Source organism: Pseudorhodoferax sp. LjRoot39 (genome assembly GCF_964253035.1).
GTDB lineage: Bacteria > Pseudomonadota > Gammaproteobacteria > Burkholderiales > Burkholderiaceae_C > Pseudorhodoferax.
Map to the genome: position 1 here is coordinate 506,051 of NZ_CAXUQL020000002.1, position 23,192 is coordinate 529,242.

Below are 23,192 nucleotides of genomic sequence, written 5' to 3' on the forward strand. Positions count from 1 at the left end.
GATCTTAAAATTACATGCGAACAGGTGTCGAATCACAAAAAATGATTCGCCCATCACAACCCAACATGCCGAGGTAGATCTGGACATTCGTCAAATTCGCGCCTTCCTGGCGATCGCCGACACCGGCAGCGTCACGCGCGCGGCCGAGGTGTTGCATGTGGTGCAGCCGGCGGTCTCGCGCCAGCTCAAGCTGCTGGAAGAGGATGTCGGCGCGCCCCTGTTCGAGCGCGGCCGACAGGGCATGGTGCTGACCTCGGACGGACGCATCCTCATGGAGCACGCCCGCCGCGCGCTGCGCGAACTCGACAGTGCCCGCATGGAGATCCGGCCGACGCCGGGCACGATCGCCGGCCTGGTGCATGTCGGCCTGCTGCCCAGCAGTTGCGAGCTGCTGGCCGCGCCGCTGGTGGCGGCTCTGCGCGCGCAGTACTGCGGCATCCAGGTCTCCCTGTCCGTCGGCTACACCGACCATCTGTCGCGCTGGCTCGAAAGCGGCGAGATCGACGTCGCCCTGCTGTACGACCCCAAACCCTCGCCGGGGCTCAGCGTCGAGCCGCTGCTCGAGGAAGCCCTGTGCCTGTGCGGGCCGGCGTCGCTGGGCCTGCACCGCGACCGCCCGGTGCCGCTGCGGATGCTGGGCGACGCGCCCCTGGTGCTGCCCAGCCGGCCGCACATCCTGCGCGGCCTGGTCGAGCATGCCTGTGCCGTGGCCGGCATCCCCATCACGGTGGCGGCAGAGACCAACGCGCTGTCGGTGCAGAAGGACCTGGTGGTGCAGGGGCTGGGCCTGTCCGTGCTGCCGAGCGTCGCCATCTCCAGCGAGATCGAGCGGGCGCTGCTGTGCGCCGCACGCATCGACCAGCCCGAGTTCTCGCGCCGCATCGTGATGGCATTGCCGACGACACGCCGCACCTCCACGGCGGTGCGCTGTGTCACCACGGTGCTGCAGGAGTGCATGAAGCAAGCCGTGGACAGCGGGGTCTGGCTGGACACGCTCTGGCTCGCCGATTGAGGGGCTGCGCGGCACCGCATGACGGATGCTGATGCATCGATCAACTCTTGGCATTCGACAGGCCGCGCGGCACAAACCTAAGATGCGCCGCTGCCGAATGCGGCGCCACTTTTCACCACGAGACAAGCTATCCATGCGCCACCTGACGGAACAACTGGCGACCTGCAACACTGCGGGTCTTTTCGACGTGCTGCGCATCCACGGGCTGCCGGTGCACGAGCTGCCACGCGAGATCCGCGGGCTCGACCCCTCGATGAAGCTGGCCGGCCCGGTGTTCACCGTCACGGGACGCGCCGACCCGTCCATCAGCGTCACCGAATCGCTGGAGCTGTTCATCTCCAAGGTGCTGTCGGGGGCGCCTGCCGGCCACGTGGTGGTATGCCAGCCGCACGACCATGCACGTTCCGCGATGGGCGATCTGGCGGCCGAATCGCTCAAGCGCCGCGGCATCCGCGGCTACCTGATCGACGGCGGCTCGCGCGACGCCGACGAGATCTGCGAGATCGGCTTTCCGGTGTTCGCGCGCTTCACCAGCCCGATCGACATCGTCGGCAGCTGGCGGCTGGAGGCGACCGAGGTGCCCATCACGCTGGGCGGCGTCGTCGTCTCGCCGGGCGACTACATCCTGGGCGACCGGGACGGCACGCTGCTGATCGAGCAGCAGCATGCCGAGTTCGTGATCACCGAGACCGTCAAGACCATCGGCACCGATTCGCGCATGCGCACCGCCATCCGCAGCGGCCGCGACCCCTACGACGCTTTTCTCGAATTCGGCAAGCTCTGACCATGCAGATCGCGCGCTACCGGCTCCAGGCATCCATCCACTACGGCCTGCTCGATGGCGACCGGCTGCGGCGCCTGCCGTCGACTCCGTTCGACGGCCTGGTGCCGGGCGGCCAGGTCGATGCGCTGACCGACGTGCAGCTGCTCAGCCCCCTGCCGGCGCCGCGCGTCTTCGCCGTCGGCATGAACTACCGCGGCCACATCGCCGAGGCCGGCGCGCAGGTGCCGGCCATGCCGCAGCTGTTCATGATGCCCAGCACGGCCGTCATCGGGCCGGGCGAGGCCATCGTGCGTCCGCACGAGGCCCAGGTGGTGCACCACGAGGCCGAGCTGGCCATCGTGGTCGGCCGCGGCGGCCGGCGCATGCCGGCGGACCGTGCGCTGCAGCACGTGCTGGGCTACACCTGCGCCAACGACGTCAGCGAGCGCGTGATCCAGAACAAGGAAATGGCCTACGGCTGCCTGCTGGTCGGCAAGGGCTTCGACAGCTTCTGCCCGCTCGGCCCGGTCATCGCCACCGGCCTCGACGCGGCGCACCTGCGCGTGCAGGCGACGGTCAACGGCGTCGCGCGGCAGGACGGCAACACCAACGACCTGCTGTTCGACGTCCCGTTCATCGTGTCCTACCTCAGCCAGGCCGTGACGCTGCTGCCGGGCGACGTGATCCTGACCGGCACGCCCTCGGGCGTCGGCCCGCTGGTCGCGGGCGACGTCTGCGAGATCACGATCGAAGGCATCGGCACGCTGCGCAATCCTGTCGTCGACGAAGCGACCTGAACCGGCGCGCACGCGCCCTTCCCCCGCCCGCCCTGCACTGTCGGCCTTTCCAAGCCGCCAGGGCCCTCACACGCCCATTCCATCCAAGGAGACCGCTTAATGCAACGCCACATGCTCTACATCGACGGCCGCGACACCGCGCCCGAAGGCCAGACCTGGTTCGAGACCGAGAACCCGTTCACCGGCGCGCCCTGGGCCGAGATCGCACGCGGCAATGCCAGCGATATCGACGCGGCCGTGCAGGCCGCGCACCGTGCCTTCACCCAGGGGCCCTGGTCGCAGCTCACGCCCACGCAACGCGGTGCGCTGCTGCGCCGCGTGGCCGACCTGATCGCGCGCGACGCGCAGCGCCTGGCCGAGATCGAGGTGCGCGACAACGGCAAGCTGCTGGCCGAGATGCTGGGCCAGCTCACCTACATCCCGCAGTGGTTCCACTACTTCGGTGGCCTGGCCGACAAGGTCGAAGGCCGCGTCATCCCGCTGGACAAAAAAGGCTTCTTCAACTTCACGCGGCGCGAACCGCTGGGCGTGGTCGCGGCCATCACACCCTGGAACTCGCCGCTGCTGCTGACGACCTGGAAGATCGCGCCGGCGCTGGCAGCGGGCTGCACGGTGGTGATCAAGCCCTCGGAGTTCACCTCGGCCTCGACGCTGGCATTCGTCAAGCTGTTCGAGGAGGCCGGCTTTCCGCCCGGCGTGGTCAACGTGGTCACGGGCTTCGGACGCGAGGTGGGCTCCGCGCTGGTCGAACACCCGCTGGTCGCCAAGATCACCTTCACCGGGGCCGACAGCACCGGCGGCGCCATCAACGAGGCCGCGGCGCGCCAGTTCAAGCATGTGAGCCTGGAGCTGGGCGGCAAGTCGCCCAACATCGTGTTCGCCGACGCGAACCTGGACGATGCGGTCAACGGCGCGGTGTCGGGCATCTTCGCCGCGACCGGCCAGACCTGCATCGCCGGCTCGCGCCTGCTGCTGCAGGACAGCATCCACGACGCCTTCGTCGAACGCCTGCTGGCACTGGCCCGCACCGCGCGCATGGGCGACCCCATGGACATGGACACGCAGGTGGGCCCGGTCACCACGCGGCCGCAGTTCGACAAGGTGCTGGGCTACATCGACATCGCGCGCCAGGAAGGCGCGTCGCTGCTGCTGGGTGGCGGCGCGGCGCGGCGGCCCGAATGCGGCAAGGGCTGGTTCGTCGAGCCCACGGTCTTCAGCGAGGTCGACAACCGCATGCGCATCGCGCAGGAGGAGGTGTTCGGCCCGGTGCTGTCGATCATCCGCTTCAAGGACGAGGAGGACGCGCTGCGCATCGCCAACGACGTGCGCTTCGGCCTCGGTGCCGGCGTCTGGACCCGCGACATCGGCCGTGCCTTCCGCTTCTCCGAACGGCTGCAGGCCGGCACCGTCTGGGTCAACACCTACCGCGCCGTGAGCTTCATGTCGCCCTTCGGCGGCTACAAGGATTCGGGCCTCGGCCGGGAGAACGGCGCCGCCGCGATCAACGAATACCTGCAGACCAAGAGCGTCTGGATCAACACCGGCGCGGCCAGCGCCAACCCGTTCGTGATGCGCTGAGCGCGGCCACCAGGGGCTGGCAGCGCGCATGCGCAAAGCTGATCGTTGCAGCAGATTTTGTTATTTGAGTGGGCTTTGTATAACCCATACGATTGGTTCTCCACATCAACGCTGCACGAGGAGACATGAGCAGTCACACCGAACAAGACACGGGCTGGCAAGAGAAGATCTTCGCCACCTTGAAGGAGGCCGGCATCCAGCAGGTCGCCTACGTACCCGACGCGGGCCATTCGCACGTCATCCGCCGGGCACAGGCCGACGCCGACATCCGCGATGTCGTGCTGACCACCGAAGAGGAAGGCGTCGCGCTCGTGAGCGGCGCCTGGCTGGGTGGCCAACGCGCCGTGCTGCTGATGCAGAGCAGCGGGGTCGGCAACTGCGTGAACATGTTCTCGCTGCTGCAGAGCTGTCGCTTTCCGTTCCTGACGCTGGTGACCATGCGCGGCGAATACGCCGAGTTCAACCCGTGGCAGTGCCCGATGGGCCAGGCCGCGCAGGCCTCCATGGAATTGATGGGCATCACCGTGCTGCGCGCCAGCACGCCCGACGAAGTGCCCGAGCTGGTGGCCGCCGGCATCGATGCCGCCTTCGAAGGCGGCCAGCAGGTGGCGGTGCTGTTGTCACAACGTCTGATCGGACGCAAGAAGTGGAAGCCGAAGAAATGAGCCCGAACCGAACCGCCACCATCGACCGCCGCCCCTGCGTGGCCCGGCTCCTGGCGCTCTGCCCCGAGGCACTGGTGATCACCGGGCTGGGCTCGCCGACCTACGACGTGTTCGCCGCGGGCGACTCACCGAACCACTTCTACCTGTGGGGCGCCATGGGCGGCTCGACCGCCATGGCGATCGGGCTGGCGCTGGCGCAGCCGGACCGTTCGGTCGTCGCGATCACCGGCGATGGCGAGCAGTTGATGGGCATCGGCAGCCTGGCCACGGCGGGCGCGCAACAGCCACCCAACCTGACGCTGGTCGTGCTGGACAACGGCCATTTCGGCGAGACCGGCATGCAGCGCAGCCACAGCAGCCTGGGCACCCGCCTCGCGCAGGTTGCCAAGGCCTGCGGCATCGAGCTGTCGACCGAGATCCACGCCGAGGACGAGGTCGAAGCGCTGGCCAGCCGCATCAACGCGCGCACCGGCCTGGCGTTCGCGCAGGTCCATGTGAAGTCGGAAGAGCTGCCGCGCGCACTGCCGTCGCGTGACGGTGTCCACGTCAAAAACCGGTTCCGCGCAGCACTGGGCTTTCCAGCCTAGCCACCCTTCTGCAGACAAGCGCCGCGCGCCTCGGTCGACATCGACCGAGGCGTGCGGCTGCGCGTCGTTTCCGACATGGTAGTAACCCTAATTTGACATGTCATTAAATGGCTAATCAAATTAGAGCCCATGAAAGCAGAAAACTTGTTCAATGTTCGCGGCCAGACCGTCGTGGTCACCGGCGCGGCAAGCGGCATCGGCCTGGCCTATGCCTCCGTCATGGCGGCCAACGGCGCCCACGTCGAGCTGATCGACCGCGACGCGCAGGCCCTGGCTCAGGCCCTGGAGGAGCTCGGTGCGACGGGCGCCCAGCTGCACGGCAAGATCGCCGACGTCACGCAGCCTGAGTCGCTGCGCCAGGCGTTCGACCACGCGATCGCGCGCCACGGCCGCATCGACACCGTGTTCGCCAACGCCGGCATCAGCGCCGGCCCGGGCTTCCTCAACGGCGCGGGCGAGCGCAACCCGGCGGGCGAGGTCGAGAACCTGTCCGTCGAGCTGTGGGACCGCGTCATCGCCACCAACACGCGGTCGATCTTCCTGACGCTGCAGACCGTGGTGCCGCACTTCAAGCAACACGGCGGCGGCCGCATCATCGCCACGAGTTCCATCTCGGCGAGCAAGACGGAAACCCTGGTCAGTTCGATCTATGCGACATCGAAGGCCGCCGTGGGCTACATGGTCCGCCAGTACGCGCACGAACTGGCCCGCTACAACATCCTGGTCAACGCCATCGCCCCCGGGCCGGTGATCACCAACATCGGAGGCGGGCGGCTCAAGTCGCCGCAGGCGCGCGCCCCGTTCGAGCAGGCGGCGCCGCTGCACAGCATCTGCACGGTCGAGGATCTGCAGGGCGCGGCGCTGTTCCTGGCGTCTCCGGCTTCCCGGCTCATCACGGGCCAACAGATCATCGTGGACGGCGGCACCACGCTGGGCCCGGCGGATTGACAAGGCACAGCATGTCCCAGTTCATCCACGTCACCGCTCCCGATGGCCATGTGCTGCAGTGCTGGCACCAGCGCGCCGAAACGGCCCCGCGCGGCGCCGTCGTCGTGCTGCAGGAGATCTTCGGCGTCAACACCCACATCCGCGCGCTGTGCCAACGCCTGGCCGCTGCCGGCTACGACGCCTACGCACCCGCGCTGTTCGACCGGCTGCAACGTGGCTTTGCCTGCGGCTACGGCGCCGAGGAAGTGTCCGTCGCGCTGAAGTTCCTGCCGCAGCTGGACTGGGATGCGATGGTGCGCGACACCCTCGCGACAGCAGCCGTGGCGCGTCAGCCGGGCGGGCCGGTGGCCGCCATGGGCTTTTGCCTGGGTGCTTCCGTCGCCTATCTGGCCGCGCAGCGCGCCGATGCACTGTCAGCCGTCGTCGGCTACTACGGTGGCCACATCGCGCAGCATCTGGACAGTCCACCGCGCTGCCCGACCATCCTGCACTACGGCGAATCGGACCACACCATTCCCATGCAGAACGTCGAGCGCATCCGCGCGGCGCGCCCGGAGTGCGAAGTGCATGTCTACGCCGCAGGCCACGGCTTCAACTGCGACGAACGGGCCGCCTTCGAACCCGCTTCGGCGGCCCTGGCCTGGCAGCGGTCGATGCAGTGGCTCGACACCCACCTGCGCTGATGCAGCGCCCCTGAGCACATCCACCGTCGCGCTGCACCACCGACCCGTCGACGGCATCTCCGAACTGAACAAGGACTGACTTCACGTGACTGCGATCTACGACAACCCGGGCAAGTTCAAACGCATCGACGTACGCCCGCTCAACAGCGCCATCGGCGCCGAGATCCACGGCATCGATCTCTCTGCACCGCTGGACGACGCCACCTGGGGCGAAGTGCAGCAAGCGTTCTACGACTATCTGGTCGTCTACTTCCCCGACCAGGCGCTGACGCACGCCCAGCACCAGGCCTTCAGCCAACGCTTCGGCAGCCTGATGGACATGCCGCAACTGCACCAGGTCGACGGCTTCGACCGCATCCACATCATCAAGCGCGACGCGAACGACAACGGCCGCGTCGTCGGCGAGAGCTGGCACGCCGACAGCACCTACTTCGAATGCCCGCCCGCCGCCGTGGTGATGCGCGCGGTGACGGTGCCCGAGTTCGGTGGCGACACCGGATTCCTGAGCATGTACGCGGCCTACGAAACCCTGTCGCCGCGCATGCGCACCATGCTCGACAGCTTGCAGGTCGTCCACAGCGCCACGCGCATCTACGGCTCGGCCTACCATGCGCAGAAGAAGAAGTTCAGCGCCGGCAGCGCCAAGCTGGATCTGGACATCGAAGCCGGCGACCGCGAGATGGTCCACCCCCTGGTCTGCACCCACCCCGGCTCGGGCCGCCGCTTCCTGTTCGTGAACCAGGTCTACGCTCAGCGCTTCGAAGGCATGACGGAAGCCGAGAGCCGCCCGCTGCTGCAGTTCCTGTACGACCACAGCGCCCGCTTCGAACACACCTGCCGCGTGCGCTGGAAGAAGGACCAGGTGCTGATCTGGGACAACCGCTGCGCCATGCACAAGGCCATTCCCGACTACATCGGCCGCGACCGCTACATGACGCGCACGACGATCGCCGGCGACCGGCCGCGCTGACGCCCCATCCCGATCCCCACCAAACAGGAGACCCACATGAAAACCCATATCCTTCGCCGGACCATCACCCGCAGCATCGCTGCCGCCTGGCTGGGCAGCTGTCTGCTCGCAGGCGGCAGCGCCATTGCGCAGGACGCACCGAAACTCGTCACCGTGAACGCTGGCTTCGTGCCCGTCACGGATGTGGCCGCACTCTACCTGGGCGAAGAGGTCGGCCTCTTCAAGAAACACGGTCTGCAGCTCAAGGCCAACGTGGCGTCGACCGGGGGTGTTCCGGCCGTCATGAGTGGCGAGTACCACTTCGCCTTCACCGCGCTGGTCAACATCCTGCAGGCGCGCGACAAGGGCCTGCCCCTCAAGATCATCGCCGCCGGCTCCAGCTCCACCGGCGTCAAGGGCGCCGACGTGACGATGATCCATGCCGGCCCCAAGAGCGGCATCCAGTCGGCCAAGGATCTGGAGGGCAAGACCGTCAGCGTCAACGCGCTCAACGGCCTGCTGCAGATGATGGGCAAGGCGGCCGTCAAGGCAGATGGCGGCGATCCGAACAAGGTCAAGTTCATCGAGCTGGGCTTCGCCGAAGCGCTGGCGGCGCTGCAGGCCGGCAGGACCGACGCCATGGTGGGTGCCGAGCCCTTCGGCACCGCCGCCATCGCCGCGGGGTTCCCGCCGATCAGCTCGCCCTACCAGGCCATGTCCCCCAAGAGCATGCTGACCTCGGGCTACTTTACGAGCGAAGCACAGCTCAAAGCCAATCCCGAGCTGTTCAAGAACCTGCGCGCTGCCATCAACGAGTCGATCGAGTACGCGCAGAAGAACCCCGACGCGGTGCGCAAGCAGCTGCCCAAGTTCACCAAGCTGGGCGCCGACGTGGCGGCCAAGCTGATCCTGCCGAACTACCTCACCGCGATCCCGCCCGAGTCGGTCGAAATGTTCTCCAAGAGCGGCAACGAGTTCGGCATGCTGACCAAGCCGGCGGTGTACGACACCGTCGTCTGGAACGGGAAGTAGGCCATGTCGGCAAGCAATGGCCTGGCGGGCGCGGCGCCCCCCGTCGTCCATCCGCGCCAGCGGCTTGAAATGACCGGGTTCGCCGGCCTGCGCAACGCTCTCGGCGGCGCCATCGGCGTCATGGTGCTGGCCCTGCTGTGGGAGGCCGGACCGCGCGCCGGCCTCGTGCGGCCGGAATTCTTCCCGCCCTTGACGGTGGTGCTGGGCAAGCTCGCCCAACTGGGTGCCACCGCGGAGTTCTGGGGCTACCTGCTCAGCACCGTGCGCACCTGGCTGCTGGGCTTGGCGATCGCCACCCTGGCCGGCGTCGCCGCCGGATTGTTCATCGGGCTCACGCCTGGCGCCCGCAAGTACACCCACTCGACCATCGAGTTCCTGCGGCCGATCCCCTCGGTGGCGCTGATCCCTGGCGTCATCCTGCTGTTCGGCTCGCGCTACCAATCAGGCGTGGTGCTGATCACCTACGCCGCGTTCTGGCAGGTGCTGCTGCAGATGCTGTATGGCCTGAGCGACATCGATGCGGTGGCACGCGACACGGCGCGCTCGTTTCGCTTCAGCAGGTTCGGCTTCGTGCGCCACGTCGCCTGGCCGACCCTGTTGCCGTTCCTGTTCACCGGCCTGCGGCTGGCCGCCGCCATGGCGCTGGTGCTGGCCGTGACGGCCGAGATGGTGATCGGCAGCCAGGGTCTGGGCCGGGGCATCGTGGTGGCGCAGGCCTCCAATGCGACGGCCGAGGCCTACGCCTATGTGCTCGTCGCGGGCCTGCTGGGGGTGGCGATCAACCTCGCGGCGCGCAGCCTGGAGAAGCGCATCCTCCAATGGCACCCCAGCGTGCGTGCGGCAGGAGGTGTGCGGTGATCGGTTCCTTCGTGCGCAAGCTGTTCGTCGAACTGGCGCTGCCGGCCTTGCTGTTCGGCCTGCTCTACGTGCTGAGCGCCAGCTCGACCAACTTCTACTTCCCGCCACTGGGCACCATCCTCGAGAAATTCGGCAGTATCTGGCTCGGTCCGCGCTTCTTCTCGGACGTGCTGCCCAGCCTGGAACGCCTCCTGGCCGGCTACCTGCTGGCCTGCGTCGGCGGCATCGCGCTGGGTGTGCCGATCGGCATCTACCGCCCGCTGCGCCGCGCCGTCGAGCCGGTGCTCGAGTTCTTCCGCGCAATCCCGCCGGTCGCGATGATTCCGCTGCTCATCATGACGATGGGCTTCGGCGACACCATGAAGATCACCATCATCGTGGCCGGCGCCATCTGGCCCATCCTGCTGAACACGGTCGAGGGTGTGAAGGCCGTGGACGAGGTGCTCGCCGACACCTGCAGGACCTACCAGATCCGGGGACTGGCGCGGCTGCGCCACTTCATCCTGCCCAGCGCCTCGCCGCAGATCATCGTCGGCATGCGGCTGGGGCTGTCGATCGGCATCGTGCTGATGGTGATCAGCGAAATGTTCGCGGCGCTCGACGGCCTGGGCTCGGCCATCATCTATTTCCAGCGCAGCTACGAAATCGCGGAGATGTGGAGCGGCGTGCTGATGCTGGGCCTGTTCGGCTTCGCGCTGTCGCTGTTGTTCAGATGGTTCGAGCGCTGGGCGCTCGGTTGGTACCACGGCATGCGTGATCTTGAAAGGCGGAACTGAAGTGACAGCACAAGCAATGGCGGCCGTGTCCGTCGAACATCTGAACAAGGTCTACCAGTCCAAGGAGCGCCGGGTCGAAGCGATCGGCGATCTGAGCTTCGACGTGCGCCCAGGCGACTTCACCTGCATCGTCGGCCCTTCAGGCGCCGGCAAGACGACGCTGCTGAAGTGCCTGGCCGGGCTGTTGGCGCCGACGCGTGGAGCGGTCACGGTGAACGGCCGCGAGGTGACGGCGCCGCCGCAGGACATGGCCGTGGTGTTCCAGGAATACGGGCGCAGCCTGTTCCCCTGGAAAACGGTGCGCGAGAACGTCGAACTGCCGCTGCGCGAGCGCGGCATCGCGGCAGCCGAACGCGCGCGCATGGTGGCGTCGGCGCTCGACGCCGTGGCGCTGGGCCATGTCGGCGACTCCTACCCGTGGCAGCTGTCGGGCGGCATGCAGCAGCGCGTGGCCATCGCGCGCGCAGTGGCCTACCAGCCCAAGGTCATGGTGCTGGACGAACCCTTCGCGGCCGTCGATGCGCAGACGCGCGCCGACCTGGAAGACCTGATGCTGCACCTGTGGTCCAAGCTGGGCCTGACGATGATCTTCGTGACCCACGACATCGACGAGGCGGTGTACCTGGGCCAGCGGGTGCTGGTGCTGTCGTCGTCACCGACCCGGGTGCTCGACGACGTGCGCGTCGACCTGCCGTCGCCGCGCACCCAGGCCCACACCCGTGTCCACCCGGACTTCGCAGAACTGCGTACCCGGGTCTACAGCGGCATCCAGGCCGCGAAGGCGGCGAAGTAGCGGTGGCCGCAGCTCAGTCCGCATTCATGTGCGGCACCTGCTGCTCGACCTTGCGCAACAGCGACCACAGCACCTCCACCTCGGCGGGGTCGAAGGCGGAGACCAGGCGCTCCTGCCGCTGTTCCGCAGAAACGCGCAGCTTGCCGTAGACCTCGGTGCCCTGCGCCGTCAGGCGGACGATCGCGGCGCGCCCACGCCGCGAGGTCTGCTCGACGCTCACCAGGTCGCGCTCCTGCAGCACGCGAACGCTCTTGCTGGCGGCGGCGTAGTCGAGATCGGCCATCTCGGCGACCTCGCGCACGATGAGCTCGGGGCTCTGCCCCAGCGCCATCATGGCGCGCCACTCGGACATGCCGAGGTTGAAGCGCTTGCGGTAGTGGTTGGAAGCGCCGTTCGCCAAACGGTTGGCCACGCCCATGATGTAGGCGGCCAGGTAACGGTTCACGGACGCCTGCGACCCCTCCACATCGGCTGGCAGCGCCGCGGCCCGCACGGGTGGCTTCGCGCCCTCTTGCGCGGCGGGCGACGCCGCCGGAACCGCCTTGGCCCCGGGCCCACGAGCAGCCGTCGTGCCGCCTCTTGCGGTGGGTGCGCGGGGGGTGCCAGTGCTTGCCGTCATGCATGTCCTCTTCAGATGAATCACAAGGTCGAGCATGCCACAAGGACAGGTTGACATTGCTTTTATGGATATGTCAATATAAGACTTGTCTCCACGATATTCAGCAACACGATCGCAGTCGATGACGCGCAAGCTCCACAGCAATTTTCCCCACGTCCCGGCCTCTGGGCCGTTCACAACGCCCCGTGGCGGGCGCCGGCCATAGGCGGCGGCACGTCCCAGGCGGTGTTCGCCATCGACAGCGCCGGCCTGGGCGATCAGGTCACTGCGCCGGTCGCGCCGCGCTGACCCGCCCTACCCGACCATCCAACCCATCTACACACGGAGACATCCGCCCATGCAAGGCCCGCAATCCAACAACGGCATGCTCACGACCCAGCGCGGCGAAGAGCGCTTTCTCTCGTCCGACCTGTTCGCGCGCAAGGATGCCCGCGCACCCCGCCCCGACCATGGGCATGTGAGCGAACCGGGTCGGCAGATCCCCGTCTATCACCAGTGCGATGTGCTGGTGGTCGGCGGCGGCCCTTCGGGCACCGCCGCGGCAGCGGCCGCCGCACGGGCGGGTGCGAACGTGGCAATGCTGGAGCGCTACAACCACCTGGGCGGCCTGTCCACCGGCGGGCTCGTGATCTGGATCGACCGCATGAGCGACTGGGAAGGCAAGCTGGTCATCCGCGGTTTCGCCGAAGAGCTGTTCAACCGGCTGCCCGCCGATGCCATCGCCGGGCCGGTGCGGTCCGACTGGGGCTCGCAGGATGCGGCCAAGGCCGCGCACTGGTCGCAGCGCACGGCGGCCTACCACGGCATCGTGACCTGGTCGCCCACCATCGACCCCGAGCAGCTCAAGCTGCTGAGCCAGGAGATCGTGCTGGAGCGCCAGGTCAAGCTGATTTACCACTCCTGGGCCGCCGAGCCCCTGATGGAGAACGGCGCAGTGGCGGGCGTGAGCTTCGAGAGCAAGGAAGGCCGCATGGCGGTGCGCGCCAAGGTCGTCATCGACGCCACCGGCGACGGCGACATCTTCGCGCGCGCCGGTGCCGCCTACGACAACGACATCGAGGCCGCCGACGTGCACCACTGCATGAACACCGCCTGGTTGTTCGCCGGTGTCGACATGGAGCGCTGGATTGCCTTCAAGGCCGGCCAGCCCGAACGCTTCACCGCGTTCATGGCCGGCGGGCGCGACGCCTGCGGCCTGTTCGAGCGGCCCTTCGTCTCCTGGCGCAACGACGTGGCCTTGTTCATGGGCCCGCGGCAAACCGGTTACTCGGCACTGGACGTGGACGACCTGACCGCCGTGGAGGTGCGCTCGCACCGCGCGATGGCCCAGCATCTGGACTACTACCGCGCGCACGCGCCGGGTTTCGAGAACGCCTACATGATGCTCAGCGCGCCGCAGATCGGCGTGCGCCATTCGCGCCGCCTCAAGGGTGTGGACGCCGTGCTGCGCGCGCGCTGGCCCGCTGGCGTGGCGCTGCCCGACGAGGTGGGTGTCTCGCCCGCGGTCTCGCCCAAGTTTCCGAACATCTCCATTCCCTACGGCGCCCTGGTGCCCGAGCAACTGGACGGCTTGCTGGCCTGCGGCCGCCACATCTCCTGCGACCCCAATTCGCACGGTTTCATGCGTGAGATCCCGCAGTGCTGGATTACCGGGCAGGCGGCTGGCGTGGCAGCGGCCCTGGCCGTCGCGCAGGGCGTGCAGCCGCGCAAGGTCGACATCGCCAGCGTGCAGGCCGAGCTGCAGGCACAAGGTGCGTATGTGCGCACAGAGCAGCGCCAGAGCCTTGCGGCCTGACGCCAGGAGCACACCATGCAACTGACGGACGAAGAACAAGCGATGCTGGACGGGCGCGACGGCGCCGCAGTGCAGCGCGCCATGGACCTGCTGATGCGCTATGGCCGCGCGCTGGGCGCCCAGCGCCTGGTGGAGACCAACAACGTGGTTGCGTCGATCAGCGCCACCACCCCGTTCATGCGCGACTACGCACGCCAGCGCGGCGGCATGGACGGCGTGTTCTCGGAGTTCAGCCTGGACAGCGACGACACCGTCGCCATCCCGCGCGTAAAGACCTTCACCAGCCACGTGCAGCTGGGCTTCGACCCCCACAACCCCGAGCTCATGGGCATCGACGAGCAGACGGTGCAGTTCTACAAGAAGGGCGAGACCTACATCACCGGCCTGGGGGTGCAGGCGACGAACACCTGCACGCCCTACCAGGTCGGCAACATCCCGACGCGCGGCGAGCACTGCGCCTGGATGGAGTCCTCGGCCGTCACTTACTGCAACGCCGTCATCGGCGCGCGCACCAACACCGAAGGCCGCGAGAGCGTGGGCGCCGCGATGCTGACCGGCCGCATTCCCTACTGGGGCTACCACCTGGACCGCAACCGCTGGGGCACGCACGCGGTGCAGCTCGACACCGCGGTGGAAAGCACGGCCGACTGGGGCCTGCTGGGCTACTGGATCGGCGACATGGTGCAGGACAAGGTGCCAGTGGTCGAGGGCGTGGGCAAGCTGCCCAACCTGGCGCGGCTCAAGCATTTCGGCGCGGCCGCCTCGTCCTCCGGCGGCGTGGAGATGTACCACCTGGTTGGCATCACGCCCGAGGCCAACACGCGCGAGCAGGCCTTCGGCGGCAACCGGGCACTGGAGACCTTGCGCTACGGCCCGGCCGAGCGGCGCGCCACCTGGGAGAAGATCAACGGCACCGGCCGCAGCACCGCGGTCGACTACGTGATGCTGGGCTGCCCGCACTACACCATCGAGCAGATCTGGGAAGCCGCGCGCCTGCTGGAGGGCCGCAAGGTCAGCGCCAACACCGCGCTGTGGATCTTCACGCCGCGCGCCATCAAGTCCCTGGCCGACCGCAACGGCTACACGCAGACCATCGAAGCCGCGGGCGGCCATCTGTTGACTGACAGCTGCTCGGCCATGAGCCGCGCCACACCCAAGGGCACACGCGTGGTGGCACTGGACTCGGCCAAGCAGGCGCATTACCTGCCAGCCATCCTGGGCATCGAGGCCTGGTTCGGATCGCTGGAGGAATGCATCGACGCGGCCTGCACCGGCCAGTGGAAAGGCGGCCCCCTGTGAACGACGCGACGACAGGCAGCGTCATCGTGCTGCGCGGGCGCTGCGTGGTCGGCGGCACGGCCGAGGGCGAGGCCCTGGTCACCACGCAGGCGATCTCGGGCTGGGGTGGCATCGATTCGCGCACCGGCACCATCGTGGAGACACGGCACGAGTTGCGTGGCGTGAGCTTCGCCGGCAAGGTGCTGGTGTTTCCGGGGGCCAAAGGCTCGTCCGGCTGGTCCAACGCCTTCCACCTGACGCGCTCCATGGGCGTGGCACCGGCGGCCATGCTGTTCAACGACATGAGCGCCAAGATCGCGCTGGGCGCGGTCGCCACCCGCGCACCCGCCGTGACCGACTTCGACCAGAACCCGCTGGCCGTGATCGTGACCGGCGACTGGGTGCGCGTAGACGCCGACCAGGGCATCGTCGAAGTGCACAAGAAGTCCGTCGCCGGCGTGGCCCGGCAGCCAGCGCCGGTCGCGCCACAGGAGACACCATGAACGCCCCATCCCACCCGCAAGCGGCGCGTGCACGGCGCAGGTTGTTGCTGGCCGCAGGTGCCTGCGCTGCGCTGCTGCCGCTGCGCACCATCGCCCAGCCCGCGCCGACCCCTTTCCCCACGAGGCCGGTGCGGCTGATCGTGCCGTTTCCGCCCGGCGGCGCCACCGACGCGCTGGCCCGCCAGATGGCCGAGCAACTGGCACGCCAATGGAAGCAGCCGGTGGTCGTGGAGAACAAGCCCGGCGCCAACACCATGCTCGGCACCGAGGTGGTGGCCCGGTCCGCGCCGGACGGCCACACGCTGGGCATCGTCACGGGCTCGCACATCATGAATCCGCTGCTCGCAGCGAAGATGCCGTACGACACGCTGAAGGACTTGACCGGGGTCATGCTGCTGACGCGCTTCCACATGGCGCTGTACGCCCACCCCAACTTCGCCGCGAACACGCCGGCCGAGCTGGTGGCGCTGGCCCGACGCGAGCCCGGCAAGACGGCCTATGCGTATGCGACGACCCAGACTTACCTCGCCATGGAGCTGTTCAACACCATGGCCGACATCCGCCTGCAGAACGTGCCGTACAAGGGAAGCGCGCAGGCGATGACGGACCTGCTGGGCGGCCATGTCCCCATGCTGATGGACCCGATCACGCCGGCGGCGCTGGAGCATGTCCGCAGCGGCAAGCTCAAGCTGATTGCCACCATGGGCGCCAAGCCCAGTGAACTGGTGCCGGGCGCGGCACTCGCGGCGAGCGTCGCGCCCGGCTACGACTTCTCTGGCGCGTTCGGCCTCGTGGTGCGAGGCGGCACGCCGGAGGAACTAGTGCGCCGCATTCGCGACGATTTCGCGGGCGTGCTGCAACTGCCGGAGGTGGCCGCGCGTGTGCGCGAGATCGGCCAGGAGCCCATCGGCTCCACGCCGCAGGCATACGACGCCTACATCCTGGCCGAGATGGACAAGTGGCGCCCGGTGGTCAAGGCCACGGGCGTCAAGCTCGACTGAAAGCGGAGCAGCCAGCGCAGCCCCGCATCCACAACATCCCACGGAGACCATCCATGCACCGCCGCCACTTCATGTCACTTGCCGCAGCCGCATCGCTGCCACTGGTCACGTCCACCGCCGCGGCCCAGGACTTTCCCAAGGCCGGCAAGCCCATCCGGATCGTCGTCGGCTTCGCGGCCGGCGGGCCGACCGACACCCAGGCGCGCGCGCTGGCGCTTGAAATGGGCAAGATCCTCGCCGTTCCGACGATCGTGGAAAACAAGCCCGGCGTCAGCGGCGGCATCGGCGCCGTGGAAGTGGCGCGGGCACATCCCGACGGCCACACGCTGATGTACATCTCCGACGGTGTGGTGACGCAGAACCCGCACACGCTGCGCTCCGTCCCCTACGACGCCTTGCGCGATTTCACCCCCATCGCCCAGCTGACCGCCGGCGGCGTGGTGCTGGTGATGCACCCCTCGGTTCCCGCGAACACGCCGCAGGAATTCATCGCCTATGGCAAGGCCCACCCTGGCAAGCTGGCATATGCCTCCTTCGGCGCCGGGACCATCTCCCACATCTACGGCGAGGTGCTGCGCCAGAACACCGGCATCGACATCGTGCACGTGCCCTACAAGGGCAGCGCCGACGCCCTCAAGGACCTGCTGGCCGGCCGTGTGCAGATCATGTTCGACTCTCCGTCCACGGCCATGCAGTACGCGAAAGACGGGCGCCTGAAGATCCTGGGCAGTGCGGGCGAGAAGCGTCGCGCCTTGATGCCCGACACCCCGACCTTGCTGGAGCAGGGACTGCCGGGCTTCGAGATCCGGGGCTGGAACGGTCTCTTCGCCCCGGCGGGCATGAGCCCCCAGGTGCTGCAAAAGCTCCACGCTGCAGTGGCCCAGGCTTCGCGCACAGCCACGTTCCAGAGCCTGCTGGCAACGCTGGCCTTCGACCCGGTGGACGAGACGCCGGCCCAGTTTGCCAGCGTGGTGCAGCGCGATTTCGACCGCTGGGGCAGTTACATCCGGCGCACGGGCATCAAGCTGGACTGACGGCCGTCAGGCCTCGCCGCGGGTAGTTGATTGGGACCTGCAGTTTCGCAAGGAGCTCCAGGACGCAGCAACGCAGTAGAGCCAAGGGGCTGAACCTATACTTCGCTGCGCCGGATGACACGAAGACGAGTATCGTCCGCTAACCAGCGTGCCGTGACGGCGCGAAACACGCCGCCTTCGCGCAGCGCGCGGTCGATCTTGGTGGCATTCATGACGATCCTTGCAGGCTGCGCGCGTGCACTTCATGCGCAACGCGCTGGCGACGCAGGCAAGATCCCCGCGACGCATGGTCTCTGTGGCCACCGGCACGGGATTCGTGCAGGAGTCGGCCGAGACTGCACGGCGCGCTGGAGATCGGTGGCTGAGCAGCTCACCGGCAAGTTTCCCAAGCTAGATGCACTGATGGCCTAGGCGGAGAACGGCGTGCTGGTCGCTATGACATTCCCCCTATCGGACGCAGATCTGTTCCAAAAACCAACTGGAGCGGCAAACCGCGGAGATCAAGCGGCGCACCAACGTCGTGGGCATCTTGCCCAACGACGCGTCCATAGTGCGCTTGGCCGGCGCCATGATGCTGGAACAGAACGACGAGCGGTCGCTCAACCGGCGTTACATTCAGCTCGAAGGCCAACAGACCCTGAGCGACACTGCGCCCACTCGGCTGCCCGCTGTGGATCGCTGAGTACCGTGCATCTCAGCCTTGTCCGGCCTGTGGACCTACACCACAGGTTGGGACGTGACCAATCGGAACAACGAAGTTGCGGGGCGCTGGCTGCGAGGGTCGCACAGCTGAACACTGGACCCGGGAGTTGCAATGACCCATTACTGCGTAGATCTACAGCCGAACGAGCTTGGGGAGCACTTGGTGCACGCGGCGGGTTGTACTGAATGGCCTAAGGTCCCGGTGCTGCTGTGCCTGCACAGCCATTGTGCTGGAGCCGTCGAGGAGGCTCGCGACTCCTTTGAAAGGGTCAACGGCTGTCCGCTGTGCTGTCCCGCCTGTCATGCAGGGAGACACTTCGCTGAAAAACCAGCGGATGGAAGCTGAGCAAGTCGACCCAAGCGATCCTCGGACCCCTCAAACGGAATAGTCATGCTTTTGATCGACTTCGTCCAAAAGCATGACACGCCCGCGGAAGTTGTGACGACCTCCTCCGCCCCGGAAATTCAACAATCTTGCGTTGTCACGCCCCTCTCACTGGCTGGAAAACTGCCACGTCATTGCGGCCCTTCGCTTTTGCCTCATAGCACGCAGAATCGGCTGCGCTCATCACAGCCGCCGCGTCAACAAATGAACCGTCGACGGCCACCAGCCCACGGTACTTCCACGCCGTCTCCGCCGGATTGCTGTCGACGCTGCCGCTGGAACTGCGACTGCGGGGGAAGTCGACGACTCTTTCCCATCGCGCGCCGATCTACTACGTCGACCTCACCGTGCGATCAGGAAGCTCGCTGATCGACGCCTTGAACACCGCACATGCCGAAGACGTTGGCCGCAAAGCAGCGGGGTTCTATCAGGCGGCTCTGGACCAAGCAGCTAGGGCTGGGATGGCGGCGGGGGCGTTCGAGGAATCAACGGAGGATGGGGCATCCGTGGTCGAGGAGTTCTTTCCAGACGACCATGAACAAGAAGGCCCCGGATCCACCGGCTCATCGACGACCAAGCTCAGCCTGGCCGAGAAGCTCGACCGAAAAGCTCGACGCGGTTGAATCCTCCCCCCAGGAGCATTCGGTGGCTGCAGCCGGGCCAGAAGCGGGCGTTCACCGATGGCGGCTTTTCGTCGCTGATCTGGCGACGCCGAGCCCGCAACGGGAGTCCTCAACGCTGATTGCGCCGACCAAAGCAGGGGGCCATCTTCCACTGCATCGCCTGCCACACGCGCACAAGGCCAGCACACATCCAGGGTTGCCCCTCCCTAAAGACCCGCCCCTGCCGCACGTCTCGTGCTTAGGGCTCGAAGTGCAGCGATCAGGCCACACCGCCACAGGAGAAGCTCTAGTCGAACGGTTGGCGGAGTTCTTCAAGGCTATCGGATAGCTGGCAGGCTCTTGGTCTGGTTGCCGCACACCGAAGCCCAGACTGTGATGGGCGCAGCTGCGCTCCTGCGAGCACTACGCCGTCAGGGCGCCATGGATGGGGATCGCGATCTGGTCAATGGGCATAGATGCATCTCAATAACTTGTTCTGGTTCAGCTTCGTTGTCTGCCCTTCCCCAGAAAATACCCGGCAAAAGCCGGGTTACGTCAGAGCAAGCTAGATCATGGCTGCTTGCGTCGACGGAAGCCAGCAAGACAGATCATGCCCAGTCCGACCAACGCCAGGGAAGCCGGCTCGGGTACCTCGGCGACCGTGATCGGATCACGTGCCCAGACAGTGATGTGCGAGATGTCCTGCGCGCTCGGCTCCTTGTCCTTCTTGCCACCGGGGCTGTTGTCGAAATCGCCGTTCATCTTCCAAGTGCCGGTGATCGTGTAGGGCGTGCCCAGGTCGAAAGCGCCGTTCATCTTCGTGAAGTCGAAGTCATAGACGGCCCAGCTCGTACTGGACTTCACCGAGAACGCCAAATGGTCGAAGTTGCTGCGCGAGAACAGGTTGTTTGCGGCAAAGATCGCTTTGATGTTCTCGTCAACGGACAGGGTCCAGGTGCCGCCAACATTCGAGTCTTGCGTCTGAACGTACTTCAGCACCTGGCTCAGCGAGAAGGCGCTGCCGCCAACCGGCGTCACATTCGCGTAGCTCAGCTCGCCCGCGTTGGCCTCAAGCATCCCGAGCATGATCCAGCCCGGATCCACGGCAGCGTTCGGGTTCTTCAGCGCCAGCAGTTGGCTGGGCTGGATGAACTGAGTCGGGCTTAGCAGACCGTACTGTCCGTTGAGCAGGCCATCGTTCAGGTAGCCGAGGTTGGGCGACGGGTTGAGCGCCGGGCCTTCGTTGCCGGTGTAGACGCCGGCGCAGCTCGTCGCGTTGATCGGGCCCACCGGGTTCAGCGGGCCCCCGGAATAAGAAGCGCTTGGCGTTGCGCCTGTGATCTTCCAGTTAGCAACGTTGCAGGGATTGTTCGGATCGAGCGTGCCCGATGCTCCGCTTGGAACTGACCCTGCCTCGATTTCACGTACAGCAAGAAGTTGATAACTTCAGAGGTACGGAGAATCGAAATGAGAGAAGGCAAGCTGCCCAAGAGGCAGTACACACAGGAGTTCAAGGCTGAGGCCGTCAGGCTCGCGGCGTCGGTCGGCGGTCACGAGGCCGCACGTCGCCTCGGTGTGCCGGTGGCGACGCTGGGCAACTGGTCCAGGCGTGGCATTGCGTCGGCCGGCACCAACGGCGCGGTGGCGCCGCCCAGTGAGGCACCGGCGCGGCGCCCGGTGAGCGAACTGGAGGCAGAGAACAGCCGCCTGCGCAGAGAGCTGGCCGACGCGAAGCTGGACGTGGAAGTCCTTCGAAAAGCGACGGCGTACTTCGCCAGGGGGTCGCGATGAAGTACGCCTGGATCGACGCGCATCGCGACCAGTACACCGTCAGCCGGCTGTGCCGCGTGCTGCAGGTGTCCCGCAGCGGCTACTGCCAATGGCGCGTGCGCCCGCCCAGCCCCGGCCTACTTGCCAACCAGGCTCTGGATGCCAAGGTGGCGGCCATCCACGACGCCAGCCGCCGCAGCTATGGTCGCCCTCGGATCGTTCACAAGCTGCGCCAGCAGGGCGACGTCGTCAGCGCCGAGCGAGTGCGAAAGAGCCTGCGTCGCCAGGGCCTGCGCCCGGTGTACAGAAGGCCGTTCGTGGTGACCACCGATTCGGCGCACCGCCTGCCGGTAGCACCGAATCTGCTGGATTGACGCTTTGATGGTTGGCAGCGTGACCAGGCCTGGGTGGCAGACATCACGTACGTGCCCACCGGCGAGGGCTGGCTGTACCTGGCGGCCGTGATGGACCTGGCCGGTCGGCGCATCGTGGGCTGGTCGATGTCCGAGAACATTGACGCCACGCTGGTGTGCACCGCCTTGAAGTCGGCATGGTGGCTGCGCAAGCCTGCCAAGGGGCTGCTGGTCCACACCGACCGCGGGTCCCAGGGTGGATTCAACCGGTCGTCGCAACACCGGGTTACGCGGCGGATTTTAGGTAGTCGTTAAGCGCCTCCGCGGGAGTCCTCCAGTCCAACGTTTTGCGTGGCCTGCTGTTCAAGGTGTTGGCCACAGATTGGAGCTCGCGCGCGTCCCATCGGGACAAGTCAGTGCCCTTGGGGAAGTACTGGCGTAGCAGGCCGTTGGTGTTTTCATTCGTACCGCGCTGCCAGGGGCTGTGAGGATCGGCGAAGAAGACTTTCACGCCGGATTCAATGGTGAACCGAGCATGGTCGGACAGTTCCTTGCCGCGGTCCCAGGTCAGTGACTGCCACAGTTGCGCAGGCAGCGTGGTCACTGTTTGCTTGAGGGCATTGGCCATGGTGATGGCACCATAGCCCGCCAGTGCAGGTCCGTTCTTCGTTCGGGGAGTCAGTCCATATCCGGTCTCTCGCGGCAAGTGCACAAGCACGGTGAAGCGGGTCGATCGCTCCACCAGCGTGCCGATGGCAGACCGGTTCAGCCCGATGATCAGGTCTCCCTCCCAGTGGCCAGGAACGGCCCGATCATCGGCCTCGGACGGTCGGCCGGAGATCATCACCTCCTCGCTGACGTGTGCCCATGCCTTGGCCTGTGCCCTAGCCCGCGGCGTACGCAAGGCACGACCCGTGCGCAGATAGCTCACCAGCTCGCGCTTGAGAGCCCCTCGGCCCTGGATGTACAGGGACTGGTAGATGGCTTCATGGGAGATGCGCATCGATGGATCATCGGGGAAGTCGACCCGCAAGCGATGTGCAATCTGCTCCGGTGACCACCCTTTCACCCACTTGCGGTCTCCGCGGTGGGGCTTGTTGCGCCCAATGAATGGTGCCTGCCGAGGACCAGTGACTTCTTTGCCTCGAGCGTCATGCAGCTTACCTTCTAAGCGATCCTGGACATAGCGACGCAGCTGCGAGTTGGTGACCAGCTTGGCCGGCTTTGGCCTCCTGGCCACAAGCTCGGCTTTCCACTGCGCGACCGATGCCCGATAGTCGAGCTTGCCGCTACGTGTTGCAGCATTACGTGTCAGCTCTCGGGACACGGTCGAGGGGCTTCGTCCCAGACGGCGAGCTATCTCCCTCACACCGATGTCCTGGGCGCGTAGCACGGCAATCTCTTCTCGCTCTGCAAAGGACAGGTACCGCTCGGAAACAGGCGTCGACATGAACAATGGCATCCCGCCACGATGCCGGAACCAGCGCGAGCCTACCGGCTGCGATACGCCCACGGCTTCTGCGGCCTTCTCGCTCGTGATTCCAGTAGCAATCTGCTGCCAGAACTGCCGCTCCACTTCACGTCGAAGCGACGGCGCTCCAGGTGAGCGCATCGCACCACGCCCTGTCAGCTCCTGCATCCAACCCGCAGGTCGGCCCATAAACACCTCCTTGATTGAAGGTGTTGCGACGACCGGTTGAATCCACCCA

The 23,192-nt window shown here is 66.8% G+C and carries 23 protein-coding genes and 1 pseudogene; 21 read left to right on the forward strand and 3 right to left on the reverse strand.

The features are described 5' to 3' along the window. The first annotated feature begins 94 nt into the window (after positions 1-94). The 13 genes from ACSQ4M_RS37640 to ACSQ4M_RS37700 all read left to right on the forward strand — a co-directional run bounded on the left by ACSQ4M_RS37640 (position 95) and on the right by ACSQ4M_RS37700 (position 11,441). Complete coding sequence (locus tag ACSQ4M_RS37640) at positions 95-1,012, forward strand: LysR family transcriptional regulator (RefSeq protein ID WP_436194613.1); 918 nt, start codon at positions 95-97, stop codon at positions 1,010-1,012. Between the two features lie 133 nt (positions 1,013-1,145). Continuing rightward, positions 1,146-1,796 carry an RraA family protein gene (locus ACSQ4M_RS37645; RefSeq protein WP_436194578.1) on the forward strand — a complete coding sequence of 217 codons (651 nt, stop codon included), beginning with the start codon at positions 1,146-1,148 and terminating at the stop codon, positions 1,794-1,796. A 2-nt stretch (positions 1,797-1,798) separates the two neighbouring features. After that, positions 1,799-2,572 (forward strand): fumarylacetoacetate hydrolase family protein, encoded by a 774-nt coding sequence (locus ACSQ4M_RS37650; RefSeq protein WP_436194579.1) that lies wholly within the window; start codon positions 1,799-1,801, stop codon positions 2,570-2,572. Between the two features lie 99 nt (positions 2,573-2,671). Further along, positions 2,672-4,150 (forward strand): aldehyde dehydrogenase, encoded by a 1,479-nt coding sequence (locus ACSQ4M_RS37655; protein ID WP_436194580.1) that lies wholly within the window; start codon positions 2,672-2,674, stop codon positions 4,148-4,150. Between the two features lie 125 nt (positions 4,151-4,275). Next, on the forward strand, positions 4,276-4,815 hold the full coding sequence (locus tag ACSQ4M_RS37660; protein ID WP_436194581.1) for a phosphonopyruvate decarboxylase: 540 nt from the start codon (positions 4,276-4,278) through the stop codon (positions 4,813-4,815). Beyond that, positions 4,812-5,402, forward strand: a complete 591-nt coding sequence (locus tag ACSQ4M_RS37665) for a thiamine pyrophosphate-dependent enzyme (protein WP_436194582.1) — start codon at positions 4,812-4,814, stop codon at positions 5,400-5,402. The genes ACSQ4M_RS37660 and ACSQ4M_RS37665 overlap by 4 nt, the downstream gene beginning before the upstream one ends. Positions 5,403-5,531: 129 nt before the next feature. Further along, positions 5,532-6,350, forward strand: coding sequence for an SDR family NAD(P)-dependent oxidoreductase (locus tag ACSQ4M_RS37670; protein WP_436194583.1), 819 nt, complete (start codon positions 5,532-5,534; stop codon positions 6,348-6,350). Positions 6,351-6,361: 11 nt separating this feature from the next. Next, positions 6,362-7,033 carry a dienelactone hydrolase family protein gene (locus ACSQ4M_RS37675; protein ID WP_436194584.1) on the forward strand — a complete coding sequence of 224 codons (672 nt, stop codon included), beginning with the start codon at positions 6,362-6,364 and terminating at the stop codon, positions 7,031-7,033. 85 nt (positions 7,034-7,118) lie between these two features. Next, complete coding sequence (locus tag ACSQ4M_RS37680; protein WP_436194585.1) at positions 7,119-8,003, forward strand: TauD/TfdA dioxygenase family protein; 885 nt, start codon at positions 7,119-7,121, stop codon at positions 8,001-8,003. A 36-nt stretch (positions 8,004-8,039) separates the two neighbouring features. Next, entirely contained in the window at positions 8,040-9,014 is a 975-nt protein-coding gene (locus tag ACSQ4M_RS37685) for an ABC transporter substrate-binding protein (RefSeq protein WP_436194586.1), read from the forward strand. Between the two features lie 3 nt (positions 9,015-9,017). After that, positions 9,018-9,872 carry an ABC transporter permease gene (locus ACSQ4M_RS37690; protein ID WP_436194587.1) on the forward strand — a complete coding sequence of 285 codons (855 nt, stop codon included), beginning with the start codon at positions 9,018-9,020 and terminating at the stop codon, positions 9,870-9,872. After that, a complete protein-coding gene (locus tag ACSQ4M_RS37695) occupies positions 9,869-10,648 on the forward strand; it encodes an ABC transporter permease (protein ID WP_436194588.1) in 780 nt (259 codons plus the stop codon). The genes ACSQ4M_RS37690 and ACSQ4M_RS37695 overlap by 4 nt, the downstream gene beginning before the upstream one ends. A 1-nt stretch (position 10,649) precedes the next feature. Continuing rightward, entirely contained in the window at positions 10,650-11,441 is a 792-nt protein-coding gene (locus tag ACSQ4M_RS37700) for an ABC transporter ATP-binding protein (RefSeq protein ID WP_436194589.1), read from the forward strand. A 13-nt stretch (positions 11,442-11,454) separates the two neighbouring features. Here ACSQ4M_RS37700 and ACSQ4M_RS37705 read toward each other — a convergent pair whose 3' ends face one another. Then, positions 11,455-11,886 carry a MarR family winged helix-turn-helix transcriptional regulator gene (locus ACSQ4M_RS37705; protein WP_436194590.1) on the reverse strand — a complete coding sequence of 144 codons (432 nt, stop codon included), beginning with the start codon at positions 11,884-11,886 and terminating at the stop codon, positions 11,455-11,457. A gap of 511 nt (positions 11,887-12,397) precedes the next feature. Between ACSQ4M_RS37705 and ACSQ4M_RS37710 the strand changes: the two genes are divergently transcribed. The 7 genes from ACSQ4M_RS37710 (at position 12,398) to ACSQ4M_RS37740 (ending at position 19,381) form a co-directional block, all read left to right on the forward strand. Further along, positions 12,398-13,855, forward strand: coding sequence for an FAD-dependent oxidoreductase (locus tag ACSQ4M_RS37710; protein WP_436194591.1), 1,458 nt, complete (start codon positions 12,398-12,400; stop codon positions 13,853-13,855). A 15-nt stretch (positions 13,856-13,870) separates the two neighbouring features. Next, positions 13,871-15,154 (forward strand): aconitase X, encoded by a 1,284-nt coding sequence (locus ACSQ4M_RS37715; protein ID WP_436194592.1) that lies wholly within the window; start codon positions 13,871-13,873, stop codon positions 15,152-15,154. Continuing rightward, positions 15,151-15,636: an aconitase X swivel domain-containing protein gene (locus ACSQ4M_RS37720; protein ID WP_436194593.1), complete on the forward strand. Its 486-nt coding sequence runs from the start codon at positions 15,151-15,153 to the stop codon at positions 15,634-15,636. Before ACSQ4M_RS37715 ends, ACSQ4M_RS37720 begins: the two co-directional genes overlap by 4 nt. Continuing rightward, positions 15,633-16,637: a tripartite tricarboxylate transporter substrate binding protein gene (locus ACSQ4M_RS37725; RefSeq protein ID WP_436194594.1), complete on the forward strand. Its 1,005-nt coding sequence runs from the start codon at positions 15,633-15,635 to the stop codon at positions 16,635-16,637. Before ACSQ4M_RS37720 ends, ACSQ4M_RS37725 begins: the two co-directional genes overlap by 4 nt. A gap of 53 nt (positions 16,638-16,690) precedes the next feature. Continuing rightward, complete coding sequence (locus tag ACSQ4M_RS37730) at positions 16,691-17,671, forward strand: Bug family tripartite tricarboxylate transporter substrate binding protein (protein WP_436194595.1); 981 nt, start codon at positions 16,691-16,693, stop codon at positions 17,669-17,671. 460 nt (positions 17,672-18,131) lie between these two features. After that, a complete protein-coding gene (locus ACSQ4M_RS37735) occupies positions 18,132-18,353 on the forward strand; it encodes a transposase (RefSeq protein ID WP_436194614.1) in 222 nt (73 codons plus the stop codon). 662 nt (positions 18,354-19,015) lie between these two features. Beyond that, positions 19,016-19,381: a hypothetical protein gene (locus ACSQ4M_RS37740; RefSeq protein ID WP_436194596.1), complete on the forward strand. Its 366-nt coding sequence runs from the start codon at positions 19,016-19,018 to the stop codon at positions 19,379-19,381. Positions 19,382-19,930: 549 nt separating this feature from the next. Here ACSQ4M_RS37740 and ACSQ4M_RS37745 read toward each other — a convergent pair. Further along, entirely contained in the window at positions 19,931-20,650 is a 720-nt protein-coding gene (locus tag ACSQ4M_RS37745) for a PEP-CTERM sorting domain-containing protein (protein WP_436194597.1), read from the reverse strand. Positions 20,651-20,827: 177 nt separating this feature from the next. On the opposite strand from ACSQ4M_RS37745, the pseudogene ACSQ4M_RS37750 reads away from it, so the two are divergent. Further along, positions 20,828-21,738, forward strand: a pseudogene (locus ACSQ4M_RS37750) (IS3 family transposase); the annotation flags it as partial. A 31-nt stretch (positions 21,739-21,769) separates the two neighbouring features. On the opposite strand, the gene ACSQ4M_RS37755 reads toward ACSQ4M_RS37750, so the two are convergent. Next, on the reverse strand, positions 21,770-23,122 hold the full coding sequence (locus tag ACSQ4M_RS37755; protein WP_436194608.1) for an IS30 family transposase: 1,353 nt from the start codon (positions 23,120-23,122) through the stop codon (positions 21,770-21,772). Positions 23,123-23,192 lie beyond the last annotated feature (70 nt).

Bases quoted from the DNA above. Each gene is read 5' to 3' on its own strand.
- ACSQ4M_RS37645 (WP_436194578.1), top strand. From the start codon at position 1,146: ATGCGCCACCTGACGGAACAACTGGCGACCTGCAACACTGCGGGTCTT.
- ACSQ4M_RS37650 (WP_436194579.1), top strand. From the start codon at position 1,799: ATGCAGATCGCGCGCTACCGGCTCCAGGCATCCATCCACTACGGCCTG.
- ACSQ4M_RS37655 (WP_436194580.1), top strand. From the start codon at position 2,672: ATGCAACGCCACATGCTCTACATCGACGGCCGCGACACCGCGCCCGAA.
- ACSQ4M_RS37660 (WP_436194581.1), top strand. From the start codon at position 4,276: ATGAGCAGTCACACCGAACAAGACACGGGCTGGCAAGAGAAGATCTTC.
- ACSQ4M_RS37665 (WP_436194582.1), top strand. From the start codon at position 4,812: ATGAGCCCGAACCGAACCGCCACCATCGACCGCCGCCCCTGCGTGGCC.
- ACSQ4M_RS37670 (WP_436194583.1), top strand. From the start codon at position 5,532: ATGAAAGCAGAAAACTTGTTCAATGTTCGCGGCCAGACCGTCGTGGTC.
- ACSQ4M_RS37675 (WP_436194584.1), top strand. From the start codon at position 6,362: ATGTCCCAGTTCATCCACGTCACCGCTCCCGATGGCCATGTGCTGCAG.
- ACSQ4M_RS37685 (WP_436194586.1), top strand. From the start codon at position 8,040: ATGAAAACCCATATCCTTCGCCGGACCATCACCCGCAGCATCGCTGCC.
- ACSQ4M_RS37690 (WP_436194587.1), top strand. From the start codon at position 9,018: ATGTCGGCAAGCAATGGCCTGGCGGGCGCGGCGCCCCCCGTCGTCCAT.
- ACSQ4M_RS37710 (WP_436194591.1), top strand. From the start codon at position 12,398: ATGCAAGGCCCGCAATCCAACAACGGCATGCTCACGACCCAGCGCGGC.
- ACSQ4M_RS37715 (WP_436194592.1), top strand. From the start codon at position 13,871: ATGCAACTGACGGACGAAGAACAAGCGATGCTGGACGGGCGCGACGGC.
- ACSQ4M_RS37725 (WP_436194594.1), top strand. From the start codon at position 15,633: ATGAACGCCCCATCCCACCCGCAAGCGGCGCGTGCACGGCGCAGGTTG.
- ACSQ4M_RS37730 (WP_436194595.1), top strand. From the start codon at position 16,691: ATGCACCGCCGCCACTTCATGTCACTTGCCGCAGCCGCATCGCTGCCA.
- ACSQ4M_RS37755 (WP_436194608.1), bottom strand. From the start codon at position 23,122: ATGCAGGAGCTGACAGGGCGTGGTGCGATGCGCTCACCTGGAGCGCCG.